Consider the following 17,449-nt stretch of genomic DNA (forward strand, 5'->3'; position numbering starts at 1 on the left):
AGTACGGAGTATTTAGATGAATATATTAGTAGTTGGGAACGGTGGTCGTGAACATGCACTTGCTTGGAAATTGGCTCAATCTCCTCATGCAACCCACGTTTATGTTGCTCCTGGTAATGCTGGGACTGAAAAAGAAGAAAAAGTAAGCAATATCAATATCGCTGCAACCGATATTCTACACTTGATTAATTTTGCTAAAGACAATGAAATTGAACTCACAGTTGTGGGTCCTGAAGTACCTTTGAGTCTTGGTATTGTAGATCAATTTGAAGCACATGGCTTAAATTGTCTAGGTCCTAAACAGCAATGTGCACAACTTGAATCTTCGAAGGTTTTTAGTAAAAACTTCATGGCAAAATATAATATTCCTACTGCGCGGTACCAAAATTTCAAGGATAGCCAAAAAGCTAAAGCTTATGTTGATGAAATGGATTCTCCGATTGTTATTAAAGCTAGTGGACTTGCTGCTGGCAAGGGTGTAATCATTGCGCAAACCAAAGAACAAGCGTATCACACGATAGAAGACATGCTTGAGGGTAATAAATTTGGAGATGCAGGTTGTGAGATTGTCATTGAGGAGTTTTTAGACGGTGAAGAAGCAAGTTTCATCGTATTATGTGATGGTACCCATGCACTTGCGATGGCTAGTTCACAAGATCATAAAGCACGCGATAATGGTGATCAAGGTCCTAATACAGGCGGGATGGGTGCCTACTCACCCGCTCCGATTGTAACACGCGATGTTCACGACAAAGTAATGCACACCATTATCCAACCTGTACTAGATGGTATGAAAAATGAAGGGGAAGTATATAAAGGTTTCTTGTATGCAGGTCTTATGATTATGCCAAATGGTGAAATCAAGACACTTGAGTATAACTGTCGTTTTGGTGATCCTGAGACCCAACCTATCATGATGCGTTTGGAGTCAGACTTGGTTGAACTTGCTTTTGCAGCGCTCAATGAAGAATTAGATGGCTATGAGGTCAGTTGGAGCAATAAAACTGCGCTAGGGGTTGTGATGGCAGCAGGTGGCTATCCTGATCAGTGCAAAACCGGTGACATTATCACAGGACTTGACCAAGATGATGGTGTTAATACCAAAATTTTTCACGCCAGCACTAAACGTCAAGATTGCAGTATCTTCACCAATGGTGGTCGTGTTTTATGTGTCGTTGCGCTGGGTGAACATGTTGAAGATGCCTATCACAATGCTTATGATCTTGTTAATAAAATTACTTGGAACAATGAGTATCATCGTACCGATATTGGTAAAAGAGCTTTTGTTAAGTAATGTCAATTTATATACCGATTACATATGACTAAAATTTAATTAATCTAAAAAATATGGTTGTATTGATCAGCAAGATTCAGTTACGATTGTTTTACAATGTTTGACTAAATGGAGGCAATACAACATGGAGCTCAATGAAAACAATAAAAATAAAAGCCAACTCAATGAGTTTAATGTGCTAATGCAAGAAGCAGAATCAATGCTCAGAATGGGCGTACCAGTTTCAGTCGTTGCGAAAACATTGGGTATTTCTATAAATAAGATTAGACACTTAAGAAACGAGCGTAGCAATAATAATGAATAACGCTAGATTAGCTCAGTTTCTTAAGCAATATTTCGTTAACTTGCTTGGGATTGGCTTGTCCTTTACTACCTTTCATGATTTGACCGACAAAAAAACTTAAAAGTTTACTGTTGCCTGCTTGATAGTCCGCAACTTGTTTAGGGTTGTTAGCAATAATTTCATCAACTAATGCTTCTATTAGTGAGCTATCATTACTTTGACGAATGCCTAGTTTATCAATAATAGTTTGAATTGCATCTGATCTTTCATAATAGCTTTGCAAAACAGCTTTAGCAGATTTAAGCGATATTTCATCTTTATCAACACATTGAATGATTTCAAACAACGTATTAACTGAGATTTTATGCGTATCAAAAGTGCTTTGTGCACGATTAAATAGAGCTTGTAATTCGATCCCAACCCAATTATAAGCAACTCTTGGTGTGGTTTTTGTGACAAGCGCATCATAGTAATTGGCAATGTCAGGATTATCCATTAAGAAATTAACTTCATCTTCATTTAAATCTTTTTGATATTGGATACGGCGCAACCTAGGTAACAATGGCATCTGTGCTTTAATTAAATCGATATCCTGTTGGGTAATCAATATAGGCAGTAAATCTGGATCTGGGAAGTAACGATAATCAAAAGCATTTTCCTTATTACGCATACTGCGTGTTTCATTTCTATCTGGATCATATAAACGCGTTTCTTGAATAACTTTTTGACCTTGTTCAAGCATTTTTATTTGACGCTTATATTCATAAGCAATAGCACTTTCAATAAAGCGAAAAGAATTGATATTTTTAAGCTCTACTCTTGTGCCAAAAGGCTCTTTTTGTTTATGCACAGATAGGTTCACATCACATCTAAATGAGCCTTCTTGCATATTACCATCACAAATACCTAAGTGTTGAACAAGTTGATGCAAGTCCTTAAGATAACAAATGACTTCTGTGCTGCTGCTAAAGTCAGGATGGGTTACGATTTCTAATAATGGTGTCCCAGCGCGATTGTAATCTAATCCTGTTTGATCACCAATGAAATCATGTATTGATTTACCTGCATCTTCTTCTAAATGTGCACGCTCAATTCGAATGAGTTTACTTCCATTGGAAGTTGTTATTTCTAATATACCATTTTGGACAATCGGATTACTAGATTGACTAATCTGATAACCTTTAGCTAGGTCAGGATAAAAATAATTTTTTCGAGCAAAAAAACTATTTTTAGAAATTTTTGCATCGGTCGCAAGTCCAAACATTATTGCCATTTCAATTGTCTTTTTATTGACTACAGGTAAAGTACCAGGTAAAGCAATGTCAACGAAACTAACTTGTGTATTAGGTTTTTGTCCGTATAAAGTTGCGGCATTAGAAAAAATCTTGGATACTGTTTTAAGTTGAACGTGCACTTCAAGCCCAATCACCATTTGATAACTCATGCACATACTCCTTGTAAGAGTGGTTGTGGTTGATGAAAATTAGTGACCTGTTGAAAAGTACTTACTACTTGGAGCAATAAATGATCATTAAAATTATTGGCCATCAGTTGCGCACCAAATGGTAAATTATCTATCTTCCCGATAGGAAAGGATATGGCAGGCGCGCCAGTTAGGTTAGCAATAAGTGTATACATATCAGAAAGATAAGTGCTAACAGGATCGGTTTGAGTACCAATTTTTGGTGCTGTTGTCGCTGCTATTGGCAACAAAATAACGTCGACCTGTTGATAAAGAGCATCAAAGTTGGCTTTAAGTTGACTACGAATTTGTTGTGCTTTGTGGTAATAGGCATCGTATTGACTTGCTGCTAACACATAGTTACCGATAACAATACGGCGCTTAACTTCTTGACCGAAACCTTCCGTTCTAGTGTTGATATATAGCTCATCCAGAGTATGCGCCTGTGGACTCCTATAGCCGTAACGTACACCATCAAAACGTGCTAAGTTTGTTGCTGCTTCTGCTGGAGCCAAAATATAGTAGCTTGAAACAGCATGCTCTAGGTTAGGTAGCTTAATTGACCTAATTTTAGCGCCTAGCGTCTTGTAATCATTGATACAGTTTTGTAAAAGTTGTTGCGCTTGTGGTGAGAGCATGGAAAGCATAGCTTCATCAATACCAATACGTATGTTGTATATATTTTGATCAATAGTTTGAGTAAAGAAATCAGGAGAGGTTAGAATACTTGTACTATCTTTATCGTCTTGCCCAGCCATAGTTTGTAAAAGATAAGCGCAATCTTTGGCAAAATGCGTTAATATTCCCACTTGATCTAAAGAAGAACCGTAAGCAATAAGTCCAAAACGAGAAAGTGTACCATAGCTTGGCTTCATCCCGGTAATACCACAAAATCCAGCAGGTTGTCTGACTGAACCGCCTGTATCGCTGCCTGTTGCAAACGGCGTTAACATTGCAGCAACAGAAGCGGCAGAACCACCAGACGAACCACCTGGTACGCATTCAAGCTGATAGGGGTTTTTTGCCGCTCCAAAATAGCTATTTTCATTGCTAGAGCCCATGCCAAACTCATCCATATTAGTTTTGCCAAGCAAGATCATCCCACTTTTTTCCAGTTTATCAACAATGGTTGCATTAAAAGGAGAATGATAATTGTACAAAATTTTAGATGCACAGGTTGTTGTTAAAATATTGGTACATAGATTATCTTTATGTGCAATTGGAATTCCTGTTAATAAGTTTTGCTTCCCTTGTGCAATTATATTATCGGCTTTTTGAGCTTGTTTGATGGCATGTTGATAATTAATTGAGGTAAAGGTATTTAGTATTGGATTATATTTTGTAATAAGGTTTAAATATTTCTGTGTTAGTTCACTTGCACTGATGACTTTGTTGTCTAACCTTTGCCGAAGTTGTTGTAATATGCTCATATCTTTAACCTTTTTTATTCAATGACTTTTGGAACGATAAAGTGATGTGCTTCGTATTTAGGTGCAATTTCTTTGAAATATGGTTCGCTATGTTGTTCGATTGCATTGTCTTGACGTGCAATAAAATGACTTGTTAAAGGTGAAATCATTGCTGGAACACCTGTGGTATCAACGTTTTGAATGTTGTCGAACAGCTTAATGATATTATTAAGGTCCGCTTCAAATTTGCTAAGTTCACTTTCATCTGCATCGAGCTTAGACAAGGCAAGTATATGTTTTAATTGTTGTTGCGAAATCGCCATGACACCTTTCCAAATCAGTTGAGTAGAAGTAGTTTATAATAACATTGTTGATTACAGCATGGAATGATCGTTATGAGTGAAAATTATTGCATCCAAAGATGTTTCTATGTAACTGATTGACAAACCTCAAAAACAAGCGCAATCTTGGTGATCAAATTCCTTATTTTGGTATCAAGCCTGTCCATTTAAAATGAAAGAGCTTAGAATATTGATTGACAGTCCAGAAGCATGGACACCTTATTTCCCAAGTGATAATGTAGTTTTAATAAAAGATTACTTAATGACCCGAGAAGAAAAAAGCTATTATTTAATTAACCTTTCAGAGAATATCTCTTATTTGGGTCAAGGATATTATGCCTCACTTTTGGCAGAAGCCAATGGTGATCGCGTTATTCCTAGTGTAAATACGCTTAATAATTTGCAACATTTAGATGATTTGTCGTTTAGCTTGTTTAATATTCGTTTGAGTAATGCTTGCCTTGAAACACTAGATAGAATTGCTGTTGATAATGAAGCTCAAATCAAAATTTATTTTGGTCAAAGTGAACAACAAAGTTTCAATAAACTAGCACGCAAGATTTTTGATATTTATGATATTCCAATACTAAAGCTTGTTTTTGAAAAACGACTTGATATATGGCAAATAAAGGGATTGCAAGTTGTTCCGATAAAAGCGTTAAATGATGTAGAAGAGACTTTTTTCGCCCAAACTTTGAGTGAGTTTAGCACGAAAGTATGGCGTAAGCCGCGACTAAGAAAGCAATATCGCTACGAAATGGCAATTTTAGTTGATCCAAAAGAAGTACTGCCACCAAGCAATAATAAAGCCATTAAAAAATTTATTCATGCAGGGCGTGAGCTTGGAGTGGATATTGATTTGATTACCAAACAAGATTATGCAAGATTGCCAGAATACGATGGGTTATTTATTCGTACTACAACAGCGATTAATCATTACAGCTATGCCTTTGCCAAAAAAGCAGAAGAAAATAACTTAGTGGTCATGGATAGCACACAAACAATCATGCGTTGCACCAACAAGGTGTACCTTCATAACTTAATGGAAAAAAATAAAATTTTGATGCCTGAATCTTATTTTGTGTTTCGTGATCAAGAGCCTTTAAATAGCGATGAACTAATTGAAAAACTAGGCTTACCAATGGTATTAAAAATTCCAGATGGTTCGTTTTCTCAAGGAGTTAAGAAAGTAAATGATAGAAAAGAACTTAATCAATTGTTAGATAAAATGCTGGCACAGTCATCAATTATTATTGCACAAAAATACCACTACACTGATTACGATTGGCGCATTGGGATTTTGAATAACAAACCATTGTATGCTTGTAAATATTACATGGCGCCTAACCATTGGCAAATTGTCAATCACAACAAGAAGTACATTACGGCTGGTCCTGCTGAGGCTTTTGGCATTCATCAAGTACCAAAGGATGTGATTAAAATAGCGATAAAAGCGTGCCGTTTGATTGGAACGGATTTATATGGTGCTGATATTAAAGTTATCGATAATAAGCCCTGTATTATAGAAATAAATGATAATCCATCATTAGATCATCCTTGGGAAGATGCGTATTTGGATGATGAATTATACAGCAGAATCATATTGGAGTTTGTTAATCGCATGGAGTATAAGCGGGTGCATTATGGCGATTAGTTTTCGTTTGGCAACAGCTGATGACATACCTGCATTGGTAGAGCTCGAAAACACCTTATTTAATACAGATCAGATCAGTAAACGTCAGTTTTACTATCATATCCATTCCAAACGTAACTTTTTATGGATAGTAAAAGAAGAAGCGAAACTTATTGCTTATATGTTAGTATTTATGCGTCGTAAAAGCGCGCGAATTTATTCGCTTGCAGTATCAAAAACTTGTCATGGAAAAGGCGTTGGAAGTGCGTTATTAATGAAATTATTCGAGGAGTTGCCAGCAGCAAATATTAGTAAAGTAGGGCTAGAGGTTAATATCAATAATCAAGTCGCGATTCGTTTATACTTAAAACTTGGCTTTAAGATCGTAAAAACACGGATGCACTATTACTTAAATGGTGATCATGCCTATAAAATGTATAAGTTTTTATAAGTCTTACAATTTGTAGTGGCGTTGACCTAGCTAATCTCTCTACTTAAATTAGTGATAATTTCTCATGCATCTCATTTTGCTTAGATTTGCAAAATGGGGATCTTTATTTATTATTGAGCTATTATTTTGGGCATCTATTTTATTCATTGTAGAGTTTATTCTCAGGCCTTTCGTATACGTTCTAATGTAGTTAACGTTAATTCGATATAAATGCTTATAATACAAACAGCACATTTGGCTTTTTAGGCTGGAAGTAATACACAATTAACCTACATAATAGATTTGTCATAAAACTCCATATTGAACGATGCCTTTGTATGTTCAATTTGGTTAATCTTTTTTAAGTCCTTTTTTCATGTTTTTTTAAACTCATATAATCAGTTGTAACACTAACCCACCCACGTTCAAAATCTTTATCACCAAACTAATTTATCAATTAAGCCTTGCGTTAAATCCAAAAAACCATCCTATTGTCGATTTTGACCGACTTGCTATCATAATCAAATTTAATATCTTTCAAACAAAGATTTGGATGCATCTAGAATTTGACTCAACTTTGATGTCTCAAGAAAAAAATAATGCATCAATCAGTATTTTGTAAATTCTTCTTTGTGTACAGAGATAAGCTTTACAATAATCAAAAAGTTGAATATTATTTTTGCATTCAAACTTAAGCCTTTAAATTAGATGTTAAATTTTAATGGCTATTGGTGCTAAAAAGAAATTATCATACAGACCTTAGGATTTTACCTATTATATTCATTGAGTGAGCTATAAGCATATAGGAGAACTTAGAAGCATAGCAGCTGAAGTAAAGTTTGTATAATTTTTATATCCATTTAATGAGCTTATAAGAGAGTCTAACTTTGTACATAAAAACCAAAATTAACGGAAATAGATTATGATAATATGGTTACGAAACGTTGTAAAAATAATATTTTTTATCTCTTTTTATCTTTCTACTTACGGTCATTCGGCTGAAAAGCAAGATATAGCAAACCTTCTAAAACACCAAAAATCAATTAGTAGCATTAATATTGATCACTTTGATGATATTGAGCAACTTCACGTCCCCTTGAATGATTATGAAAGCTATTGTTCAAACAAAAAAATAGTCTTATTTGTAAACAATTAAGCAAAATTGTCCCGTTTTATTCAATATCTATTAATGAATTAAATAATTTGAATTTTGAAAGTTCAGATCCAAGAGGTTTATATAATTTTATATGTGGGGAAAAGAGTTCTGAAGATAAAATAAGTAAAATTTGTCAAGAGATAGATAAAAGAAGCCGCGCTTTTGAGACCGCAGAAAATTTTGACAAACTATATTTGCACAATAAAATTTAAACTACTACAGCATTAGATGAGCTCTTGATAAAAGAGCTTAACCTTCGTTGGACAGTTATGATGGATAAGAGTGCTTTTTATATAGTCGAGTAGCAAAACCATATTACTATGATTCCGCTATTTGACTAATGGGAGAATAAATTAGCATCGATGTTATTAGCAGCAGCAATGACCTTTAGGCGCCTTAATGCATCAACCTGAATTTGGCGGACACGTTCACGTGTCAAGCCAATATGTACACCAGTTTCTTCTAAAGTTTGGATGTCATATCCGCGAAGGCCAAAGCGCATGGAGAGTACCGCTCGTTGATTATCACTAAGCTCATCTAACCATTGATCAATAAACTCAGCAGCCTTACGGTGAAGATGTATGACCTCAGGATCACTTGTTTGCTCATCAGCAATGGTTTCGAGCATGCTACGATTGGAGTCATCATAAGCCTCGTCTAGAGAATCGATTGGTATTGTAGAAGAGAGAATTTTTCGGATATCCTCAACGGGGCGATCAATAAATTCAGCTATTTCTTCAGGTGAAGGTTCATGATCAAGTAGCTTAGTTAATTCAGTTGCTGCACGCAAATAAACATTAAGCTCTTTTAAGATGTGTACGGGTATACGTATGGTGCGCTGATGATTTAAAAGCGCACGCTCAATGTTTTGACGAATCCACCAAGTAGCATAAGTTGAAAAGCGCCAACCCAAATCAGGATCAAACTTTTCAACTGCACGAATGAGTCCTAAATTTCCTTCAGCAATTAAGTCTAAAAAGCTCAAGCTATTACCACGTGGCTTATAGCGTTTTGCAATTTTAACAACTAAGCGTAAATTACTCTCAATCATTATATTTTTAGCTTTTTGATCGCCTTTTTGTACCAATTTAGCATAGTAAAACTCTTCATCCTTCGTTAACAATGGTCTAAAACCAATGTCAATGAGATACATCTTGGTTGCATCATTCTCACTATAAGGAAAGTTCTGAGTCTCAAGCTCGCTAATTTCACTACTGCCAAAGTTTGTGTGGGTATCATCTTCTTGATTATCAGTTATAGCATCGTTATCTCTGATATTTTCAAAGTCGATATCGCTGTTGTCATCAAATTCCTCAACAAATACATTTTTTGGCTTATTCTTAATTGATTGTTTTGGGAGTGGCTGTAACACGTTGAATCTCCTTATTATGTTGTCTAAAACTCAAGCTTTAAGAGTTATAACGTGACTTTGTTATGGTTTAAAGCAAAATTTAATTTAAATTGCAACATGCACGTTTTGGCTTCCTGCTTAGTATCGCAATAACAATTAGCAGATGATAGAGCAAAATGATATTTATACTGTCATCAATCACGGAATTGTTATCAGATATTTTTATATCTTATTGATATATCATCGTAACCTATATGGTAATAAGATGACAAGTGTAATAGCAAATTTCTGCACAATTACCACAAACAGAAATTCTATGCTTTAGAATATAGGGTACAAGCTGTCAACCTAAACCTTTCCGAATTTTGTAGAAATTTGCTTTTGATTAGCTGACGAACCATAGATTTTGCCTATATTGTAGGGCTAGAAATAAAAAAATTAGAAACAGCTCATATTAAATTTTTTGATGTACACCAGTCACACGTTCAAGCTGATAACACAGTTTGCACCTTGTGCTTTAGCTTGGTAAAGTGCTTGATCCGCTTTATTCAGCGTTTCATCAAAATGGTGATGATCTTTACTATTAAAAAAGCTGTTGGCTATACCTATGCTAATCGTCACCTGTATATTACCTATTTTGGGAATTTCTTGCAGCACCATCTTGTTTAATCGCGTTGCTATTTGTTCTCCTTGGATTTGATCAATGTTTGACAGCAAAATAACGTATTCATCGCCACCAAAGCGTGATACAACATCATGTTTTCGTGTATGACGAAGCAAAACTTTAGCTACATCTTGTATAACTTTATCACCTACCGTATGCCCATACTGATCATTAATGTTTTTAAACTTATCAATATCAATAAACATTACGCTATAAGGCATGCCTTGATGTGTAGCATATTTAAAATCTTCTAGACTATCTTGAAAAGCAGATCGATTTAATAAACTCGTCAAATTGTCAGTTTTTGCCATGAGCTCTAGTTGTTTTTCGCTATATTCTAGGTCAGATAAAATCACAGAAATTGTGGTTGCAATAACAACTGTAATAGTAATTAGAATAAATAAGTTTGTTGTAAGTTGATTTTGAAGTGTCAACTCAATCAGATAGTTGCTATTGGGATATATTAAACAAAAAAGCATTAATTCCACAGAAAGTAACGATAATCCCCACTTCGTTTTATGTTCATTGACTTCAAAAATCATATTAGAAAAAGGTGGCACAACCATGAAAAATAGATAGTTTAATAACTGTGGTTGATATAAAAAGTAGGTGAATATAAAGGTGTTAACGATGAACAATATGCCTAAAGTCAATTTGGCTAAATAATAGTGTCTTGCCTTAAGCATCGCCAGTGGAATAAGATAGGACAACACCGCACAATAACTATAAATACCACCGTATAATTCTTTTTCTGTTAAAAAATGTAATATACCAAATATAGTATTTCCAATGATGACCAATATGAGGCTAATCAAAGTAACGTGAATGCGGTGCCAATATGCTGACCTTGAGCTGTTGACGTTAAATTTTTGGTTTAACCAGTCTTTTATTCTCCTCATTGCTAATAATCCATTTGATGTCTTTACTGTTAACATAACTCTTGTCCATCATATGTTTTTTCGTTTAATTCACATTATTTTACATTTTTATACATTACGTTTTACTATATGCGATAAGTGAGTGAAAACCTACTCTAAACTATAGTCTATTTTGTATTAAAAAGTACTAAAATGGGCAATTTTCATTTTCTAAGTCATATGTATTTCAGAATATTTTCCTAGCATAAATGTTTATGACTTTCTACACTCATCAATACATACGCTTTAGATTAAAGGATCAAACGATGAAGACGCATGAAATCACCCACCCGTTGGTTAGTTACAAACTTGATCTTTTGCGTAATGAAGAGCTTTCTAGCCAAAGCTTTAAAGCAATTACTAATGAACTTACTACTTTGCTTTGTTATGAGGCATTATCAGATTTACCATTGACCAAAAAAAAAACATTCCACATTGGCAAGGGACATTTAGTGCGAATACCTTGGCAAAACCATTGCCGACATTTTGCCCCATTTTGCGTGCAGGTTTAGGAATGTTAGAAGGGGCATTAAAACTTTTGCCTAATGCACCTGTTAGTATGATTGGCATGAAGCGGGATCAAAACACTACCAAAGCGCATTGTTATTACTTTAATCCTTGTCCTGACATTATTCAGCGTACCGCTATTATACTTGACCCCATGCTTGCAACCTCAAATTCAATCAATAGTGCGATTAATCTTTTGAAATCTCATGGCTGCAAAACGTTTATTGTCATTACTTTATTATGCGCACCTGAGGGAATCGCTGCACTTCAAAAATACCATTCAGAAGTAATCCTTTATACTGCCTCCATTGATGAGCATCTTGATCAAAATGCCTACATTATCCCAGGATTGGGTGATGCTGGCGATAAAATTTTTGCAACGAAATAGTATTTGACTGCCAACTTAACAATTAGTATGAGTTATTGCTTTGCTGAAGTAATCAATCAATAAATACTATTATGCTGTGGTTTTTTGCTATTTTGCTAAATATGTATTTTCTTTTACTTATTTAACTACATACGCTTTGTCGTTTTTACAAATTTGGTTATGATCGCTGGTCATTTAGAAAAAAAGTAACTTTTGGCACTATACTCATATAGATGGAATGTTACATCACCATGAAATGACAAATCAGGAAGCATTTTAATGAAAATAAAGCTCAAGGAGCTCGTATTAGGTAAACGACTATTTTGGCAAGTGCTTATTAGTGCAAGCAGTCTACTGTTTTGTTTAACTTTAGTCGTCTTTCTACTGTCATTTTACCCTCTTTATCAACAAAAACAAACTGATGTGGTTAGTCGTTATCAACAAATTTTAAGTTTCTACACCAATCAAATAGTGCTTGCATTATCTGAGGCAAGAAGCAGTTCTTTGCAAGTTAGCAATCACACAAAAGCGAATTACTTGTTAAACGAAATAGAAAAAAAATATGCTATTGGTCTACCATTTTCAGCTGAAGTCAGTGAGCTTCGCACTATTCTTGCTTCAGCATTGGTATCAAATGATAGTCTAGAAGCCATACAACGTTATGAGATAAATGGTAACCTTATCGTTGAAGTTGGCACTAAGCAAACTATACCTTTTGCAAAGAAACCACTTTCTTTTTTCACTCAAAATAACCAATTAATGGCTATTTTTACCATAGCTATTCGCTTACAGGGCGATCAAGGTAAAGAAATTATCGGCTACGATCGACTATATTTCAACCTTGATCAAATTGTGCATAAACTTGAAAGCGCAAGTCTGGACAATAAAGTAGATGTCTACTGGTTTGTAAAGCTAAACAACGACTGGAAAGCCGTGAGCACAAGTTTTAGTAATCACTTAAATACACTACCTCATCAAGTACTAGAAACACTCAATGCTCAAGACTTTGCAACTTTTCGACTCAACACAAAGGTCTATTACTTTCAGAAAATAAACAATCAGCAAATACTTGTATTAGGCGTGAAACAGAGCATGGTTTCCGCTAGTGTATGGATAAATCTTTCGCATATTCCATTAACTGTTTTAGGGTTTATGGTTGTTTTTATCTTGCTATTGATTTTGTGTTTGCGTTCGATTTTATCTAAGCATCTTGCTGAAAATGCTCAATTACATGCGTTTGCTCATTATGATAATATCACAAATCTTCCTAATCGAAAGCAATTTGAAAAGGTATTTAGTACACAGCTCGACCTAGCATTTACTCAAAATAGTAAGCTGGCACTACTGTATATTGATATTGATCATTTTAAGCATATTAACGATGGATTTGGTCATGATTTTGGTGATTGCTTATTGCATGAGTTGGCGATTAGACTTAAAAGTAATATTCGAAAAACCGATTTTATTGCTCGGATTGGCAGCGATGAATTTGCCATTATTTTGAATGATATCCAAACTGAAGAGAATATTAGAACGACTGTAAATCACCTGTACAGCATTATTCATCAAGTGATCGTTATTGATGCTTATCCCATTAATATTCGTGCCAGTATGGGAGTGGCAATTTATCCAGATCATGCTATTGACAGGCAAACCTTACTTAAATATGCGGATATGACCATGTATGAAAGTAAAAAAGCAGGTGGTAACAGTTATTGCATCTTTAACAATAAAATAGGTGAGCATTACTTAAGGCGAATAGATATTGCTAAATATTTGGAACGAGCCATTATTAATGATGAATTTTATCTAGTTTATCAACCCATTATTAACCTTAATAACAATAAAATCCCGCATTTTGAGGTGCTCCTTAGATGGCGAAATAAGTTTTTAGGCGAAGTTTCTCCAGCTGAATTTATTCCAGTTGCTGAAGAGTTAAAAATCATTATTGAAATTGGTAATTGGGTCATTCGCCAGACTTTCTATCAACTTCGCCAGTGGCATGATGATAAAGTTGTTATCTATAAACCTACAATATCAATCAACCTTTCCGCTGTTCAAATTAATAATGCCTCTATTTTTTTGAGTTTATTACAACAAACGCTTGAGCAACTTAATTTACCGAAATCAAATGTGACTTTTGAAATAACTGAGACGGTCATTATGGAAAATATGAAAACCACTTCTTTTGTGTTAAGCATGCTCAAAGGTATGGGCTTCCAAGTTTCAATTGATGACTTTGGAACAGGGTTTTGTTCGTTAGGATATCTTAAAAACACTGATGTTGACTATATCAAAATTGATAAGTTCTTTATTGATGATGTGTTGACCAATCTCAATAGCAGAGTGATTGTCGAAAGTATTATTAGACTGGGGCATAATCTTGGTAGTGCAATAATAGCAGAGGGGATAGAAACAAAAGAACAATATCAACTCCTTAAAGAGCTAAAATGTGATTTCATTCAAGGCTATTATTTTAGTAAACCATTATCTGCAAATGATGCAAGTGCTTTTATAAAGAATCAAATAAAAACATAAACAGCGTAAGTGACATTGCCAGCATCTTACACTCTGTTACAATACTTTAATTTAATGTTCAAGGATTAAATTTATGCTGTTATTTTCTAGGGGATTTGGTTCAGTGATGATTATTACAGGTACCAGCGTTGGTGCGGGCATGTTAGCAATTCCTGCGACTGTTGCTGCATGTGGTTTTTGGTTAGCAAGCTTTTTACTTGTTACGGTTTGGTTTGTAATGATGTTGACAGCACTTCTACTTGCAGAAGTAAATCTTGCCATGCCCGATGGTACAAATTTCAGCCGTATGGCTTATATTACTCTTGGAAAGTCAGGACAAATCATTACCTGGGTTGCTTACCTATTGTTGCTATATTCACTTACTGCTGCTTATACTGTAGGTGGTGGTAACCTTGTTGCCAGTGGCTTAGATAAACTCGGTATTGGCTTGCCAGTTACGGTTAATAACGCTTTATTTGTTCTTGTTTTAGGTTTATTTGTTTATATGGGTACAACAACGGTTGATCATACTAATAAGATACTGATGTTTATTAAATTTTTAGCGTTCTTTGCTTTTGTGATTGCAATCTTGCCTGAGGTTCAACAAACGTTTATTGATACTAAAACACGTTCTATCAATTATATCTGGATCACTTTCCCTATTTTAATTACCTCGTTTGGTTTTCACCACATCATTCCAACCTTGCGTAGCTATGTAAAATCTGACCGTAGAACATTGCGCAAATCTATTATTTTGGGGAGCTTCATCCCACTTGTCATTTACTTTATTTGGACGTTGACAACACTTGGCTCAATTCCTGTATATGGTGAATTAAGTTTCCAAAGCATTATTCAAAATGGGAATGTATCATCTGGGATTGTCGAAAGCTATCATAGTAGTAGAGTGGGTAATTTTGCCTATTTATTTGAATCGGTTGCGATTACCACGTCTTTTATAGGAGTTACCCTTGGTTTATTTGATTTTAATCGCGATACGTATCAACTAAAATCCAATACATATATTAATAGAGTTATTATTTTTATTATTACGTTTTTGCCACCTTTCTTATTCGCGGTTTTCTATCCACAAGGCTTTGTCATTGCATTGGGTTATGCTAGTATTTTCGTTGCTGTTTTATTAATTGGTTTGCCTGCAGCCATGACTTGGATTATTCGTAAGCGTCATGGAAAAAACCACATATTGAGTAAACTCTATCTTTCTACTATATTGGCTGTTGCATTACTTATGATCATCCTTGAACTTCTGACGCTTGCAAAACTTTTACCAACGCTGTAGATTACTTCATTAATGTAGTGTTCTGTTTTCAGAGCACATCGTATCATAAGTATAATTACTGGCTCGACTTAATTCCTCGTCGATAAAATCTTGCCAATTTAACAAATCATCAACTTCACCTTCAATGGCGATAAACTGTTGATATTCATCAAGATAATAATCTAATGCCTGATCTAAGTCTGTGTTGTGGTCCTTAGCATACAGATAAAGTTGATAAACAAGTTCCATCTTTTTATAAAATTCATCTAGAGTCAGTGCTGTAAATACCTGGCGTTGTTGCCCCTTGTAAAACACATTAACAGCATATAAAACGATTCTTTTTTTATTGTCTATGCAGCATTGTGCTTGGACGTTATACCCAAAATAAGAAAGTGCTAACTCAAAATATTGGCAACAGCTATCAAAATGAATGCGTTGTTGTTTGGTGAACAGTTGATCAAGTGACATAGTCATAGCGCATCCTCCTGTTATGGTTGGCTGTTTGGCAAATGCCTTACTGTTAGCCCCATGCTACCCAGTGCAGCCAATGCTTTACCTATCTTTAGTATAGCACTTGGTTAGCGTTGATAACTACTTTTTTATATTTTTTCTCCGTATACGAAGAAAAATTTGCAAACTATTATTTGCGACTAATTTACGTGTCAGATATTGAGCGTTCAACTGCTTTCTATAAATTTTTATTTAAAACAAATTTCATCTTTACCAACCCGCGTTATTTCGCTTTTTCAGCTTCTGCTCTGCTTCAGGTTATTCGTTCTTTGCTATTTGGTCTGATGGAGGAAAGCAGCAGTGTAAGCCAACAGATAAATGGCATTTGGATGAGATAAATATCTAAAGTAAATGGTCAACGTTTTGTCCTTTGACGTGCTGTTGACTCTGAAAGAATAGAGTTAGACATCTTCTTGCAAAAACATCGGAATAAGAAAGTTGCTATTCAATAGAGTTCTTTCCAAACCTCAATTAGTCAATTCAAAGTTGTAAATTTCCGTTATTAAATTAAATCGAAGTCCAAACCTTTTTCGTCTATTCCGATATTTGTCGGCAATGCACCTGATGTTCACTGGCATCTACTGCCCTGGCAAGCTGAACTTTTTACTTTTAATCAGCGTATCTTCAACCCAACGAATCGTTTTATAAGCATAGCCCTCACTAATCCCATAACTTTTGCTAACGTGAAAGTAGGTACGATATTCCCTTAAATATTCTAATGTCATTAACAATGTCTCCTCTATGCTCAACTTATTTTTTCTACCACCCCTTAGTTTTTTTTCTGCTCGCGCCGCTTGTAATATTTTCACCATCTCTTCAAACGTTGGCTTTTTTACACCAGTTAAACGACGAAACTCATCTGCTGCTAACTTGTTTATCGTTTCCCATCTCATTGATCATATCCACCTTTAATTTTTAAATAGCTATTTTGCTAGATTAAATACGGTTTGGAAGGAATTCTATTACTAATATCACGTAAGCTTATTCACACGATTGATGAAAAAAACAAATTTTTATTGTCGCCAGATATAACACTAATTTCAGAGAAAACTTTGTATGGCGATAGTTATTATCTTAAAAGTAAATATTGCAAATGGAAGTGTTTGCCACTCATTTAATATACAATTCAAACAGATATCACTTAGCTTCAAGGGTTACAATGCAGAAAAAATTTTAACCAATCTTTACATGAAAAGTATTATCAACACGCCATGTTCAACTTTTTAAATCCCCAATTTTTCAAACTGTATCGCTAAATAACCTTCACTCTTGCATATGACAGCACTAACGGTATGCGCAAGTACCTTTCTGGCAATTCGCTTCGTTAAATGC

Annotated in this window: 14 protein-coding genes and 3 pseudogenes; 8 read left to right on the forward strand and 9 right to left on the reverse strand. The window is 34.8% G+C overall.

Annotated elements, in window-relative coordinates; genetic code table 11:
• Nucleotides 1-16 precede the first annotated feature (16 nt).
• Nucleotides 17-1,294, forward strand: coding sequence for a phosphoribosylamine--glycine ligase (gene purD, locus DNJ77_RS08520; protein ID WP_116964568.1), 1,278 nt, complete (start codon nucleotides 17-19; stop codon nucleotides 1,292-1,294).
• 124 nt (nucleotides 1,295-1,418) lie between these two features.
• Entirely contained in the window at nucleotides 1,419-1,598 is a 180-nt protein-coding gene (locus DNJ77_RS08525) for a helix-turn-helix domain-containing protein (protein WP_116964569.1), read from the forward strand.
• 7 nt (nucleotides 1,599-1,605) lie between these two features.
• Here the strand turns inward: DNJ77_RS08525 and gatB are convergent, their stop codons facing one another.
• From gatB to gatC, 3 genes are read right to left on the reverse strand one after another with little or no spacing between them, the layout of a single operon-like run.
• Complete coding sequence (gene gatB / locus DNJ77_RS08530) at nucleotides 1,606-3,021, reverse strand: Asp-tRNA(Asn)/Glu-tRNA(Gln) amidotransferase subunit GatB (protein ID WP_116964570.1); 1,416 nt, start codon at nucleotides 3,019-3,021, stop codon at nucleotides 1,606-1,608.
• Complete coding sequence (gene gatA, locus DNJ77_RS08535) at nucleotides 3,018-4,469, reverse strand: Asp-tRNA(Asn)/Glu-tRNA(Gln) amidotransferase subunit GatA (RefSeq protein WP_116964571.1); 1,452 nt, start codon at nucleotides 4,467-4,469, stop codon at nucleotides 3,018-3,020. The genes gatB and gatA overlap by 4 nt, the downstream gene beginning before the upstream one ends.
• Nucleotides 4,470-4,483: 14 nt before the next feature.
• Entirely contained in the window at nucleotides 4,484-4,771 is a 288-nt protein-coding gene (gene gatC, locus DNJ77_RS08540; protein WP_116964572.1) for an Asp-tRNA(Asn)/Glu-tRNA(Gln) amidotransferase subunit GatC, read from the reverse strand.
• Between the two features lie 190 nt (nucleotides 4,772-4,961).
• Between gatC and DNJ77_RS08545 the strand changes: the two genes are divergently transcribed.
• Complete coding sequence (locus DNJ77_RS08545) at nucleotides 4,962-6,443, forward strand: RimK family protein (protein WP_116964573.1); 1,482 nt, start codon at nucleotides 4,962-4,964, stop codon at nucleotides 6,441-6,443.
• Nucleotides 6,433-6,873, forward strand: a complete 441-nt coding sequence (gene rimI / locus DNJ77_RS08550) for a ribosomal protein S18-alanine N-acetyltransferase (RefSeq protein WP_157966658.1) — start codon at nucleotides 6,433-6,435, stop codon at nucleotides 6,871-6,873. The genes DNJ77_RS08545 and rimI overlap by 11 nt, the downstream gene beginning before the upstream one ends.
• 214 nt (nucleotides 6,874-7,087) lie before the next feature.
• Here the strand turns inward: rimI and DNJ77_RS10240 are convergent.
• The 3 genes and pseudogenes from DNJ77_RS10240 to DNJ77_RS08565 form a co-directional block, all read right to left on the reverse strand.
• Nucleotides 7,088-7,217, reverse strand: a pseudogene (locus tag DNJ77_RS10240) (IS982 family transposase); the annotation flags it as partial.
• A 1,128-nt stretch (nucleotides 7,218-8,345) separates the two neighbouring features.
• The gene (locus DNJ77_RS08560; protein WP_239986783.1) at nucleotides 8,346-9,380 is read right to left on the reverse strand and encodes a sigma-70 family RNA polymerase sigma factor; all 1,035 of its coding nucleotides are present in this window, start codon (nucleotides 9,378-9,380) and stop codon (nucleotides 8,346-8,348) included.
• 456 nt (nucleotides 9,381-9,836) lie between these two features.
• Nucleotides 9,837-10,958 carry a GGDEF domain-containing protein gene (locus tag DNJ77_RS08565; RefSeq protein ID WP_116964576.1) on the reverse strand — a complete coding sequence of 374 codons (1,122 nt, stop codon included), beginning with the start codon at nucleotides 10,956-10,958 and terminating at the stop codon, nucleotides 9,837-9,839.
• 248 nt (nucleotides 10,959-11,206) lie between these two features.
• On the opposite strand from DNJ77_RS08565, the gene DNJ77_RS10120 reads away from it, so the two are divergent.
• The 4 genes from DNJ77_RS10120 to DNJ77_RS08580 all read left to right on the forward strand — a co-directional run bounded on the left by DNJ77_RS10120 (nucleotide 11,207) and on the right by DNJ77_RS08580 (nucleotide 15,628).
• Nucleotides 11,207-11,452, forward strand: a complete 246-nt coding sequence (locus DNJ77_RS10120) for a uracil phosphoribosyltransferase (RefSeq protein WP_239986784.1) — start codon at nucleotides 11,207-11,209, stop codon at nucleotides 11,450-11,452.
• On the forward strand, nucleotides 11,416-11,835 hold the full coding sequence (upp, locus tag DNJ77_RS08570; RefSeq protein WP_239986785.1) for a uracil phosphoribosyltransferase: 420 nt from the start codon (nucleotides 11,416-11,418) through the stop codon (nucleotides 11,833-11,835). Before DNJ77_RS10120 ends, upp begins: the two co-directional genes overlap by 37 nt.
• Before the next feature lie 258 nt (nucleotides 11,836-12,093).
• Nucleotides 12,094-14,352 (forward strand): putative bifunctional diguanylate cyclase/phosphodiesterase, encoded by a 2,259-nt coding sequence (locus DNJ77_RS08575; protein ID WP_116964577.1) that lies wholly within the window; start codon nucleotides 12,094-12,096, stop codon nucleotides 14,350-14,352.
• Between the two features lie 73 nt (nucleotides 14,353-14,425).
• Nucleotides 14,426-15,628 (forward strand): amino acid permease, encoded by a 1,203-nt coding sequence (locus DNJ77_RS08580; RefSeq protein ID WP_116964578.1) that lies wholly within the window; start codon nucleotides 14,426-14,428, stop codon nucleotides 15,626-15,628.
• A gap of 9 nt (nucleotides 15,629-15,637) precedes the next feature.
• On the opposite strand, the gene DNJ77_RS08585 is transcribed toward DNJ77_RS08580, so the two are convergent.
• The 3 genes and pseudogenes from DNJ77_RS08585 to DNJ77_RS10245 form a co-directional block, all read right to left on the reverse strand.
• Nucleotides 15,638-16,081 (reverse strand): hypothetical protein, encoded by a 444-nt coding sequence (locus DNJ77_RS08585; RefSeq protein WP_116964579.1) that lies wholly within the window; start codon nucleotides 16,079-16,081, stop codon nucleotides 15,638-15,640.
• Nucleotides 16,082-16,698: 617 nt separating this feature from the next.
• Nucleotides 16,699-17,010 (reverse strand): annotated as a pseudogene (locus tag DNJ77_RS08590) (transposase family protein); the annotation flags it as partial.
• A gap of 330 nt (nucleotides 17,011-17,340) precedes the next feature.
• Nucleotides 17,341-17,449 (reverse strand): annotated as a pseudogene (locus DNJ77_RS10245) (IS982 family transposase); the annotation flags it as partial.

The organism is Fastidiosibacter lacustris (genome assembly GCF_003428155.1).
In the GTDB taxonomy this organism is placed as follows: domain Bacteria; phylum Pseudomonadota; class Gammaproteobacteria; order Francisellales; family Francisellaceae; genus Caedibacter; species Caedibacter lacustris.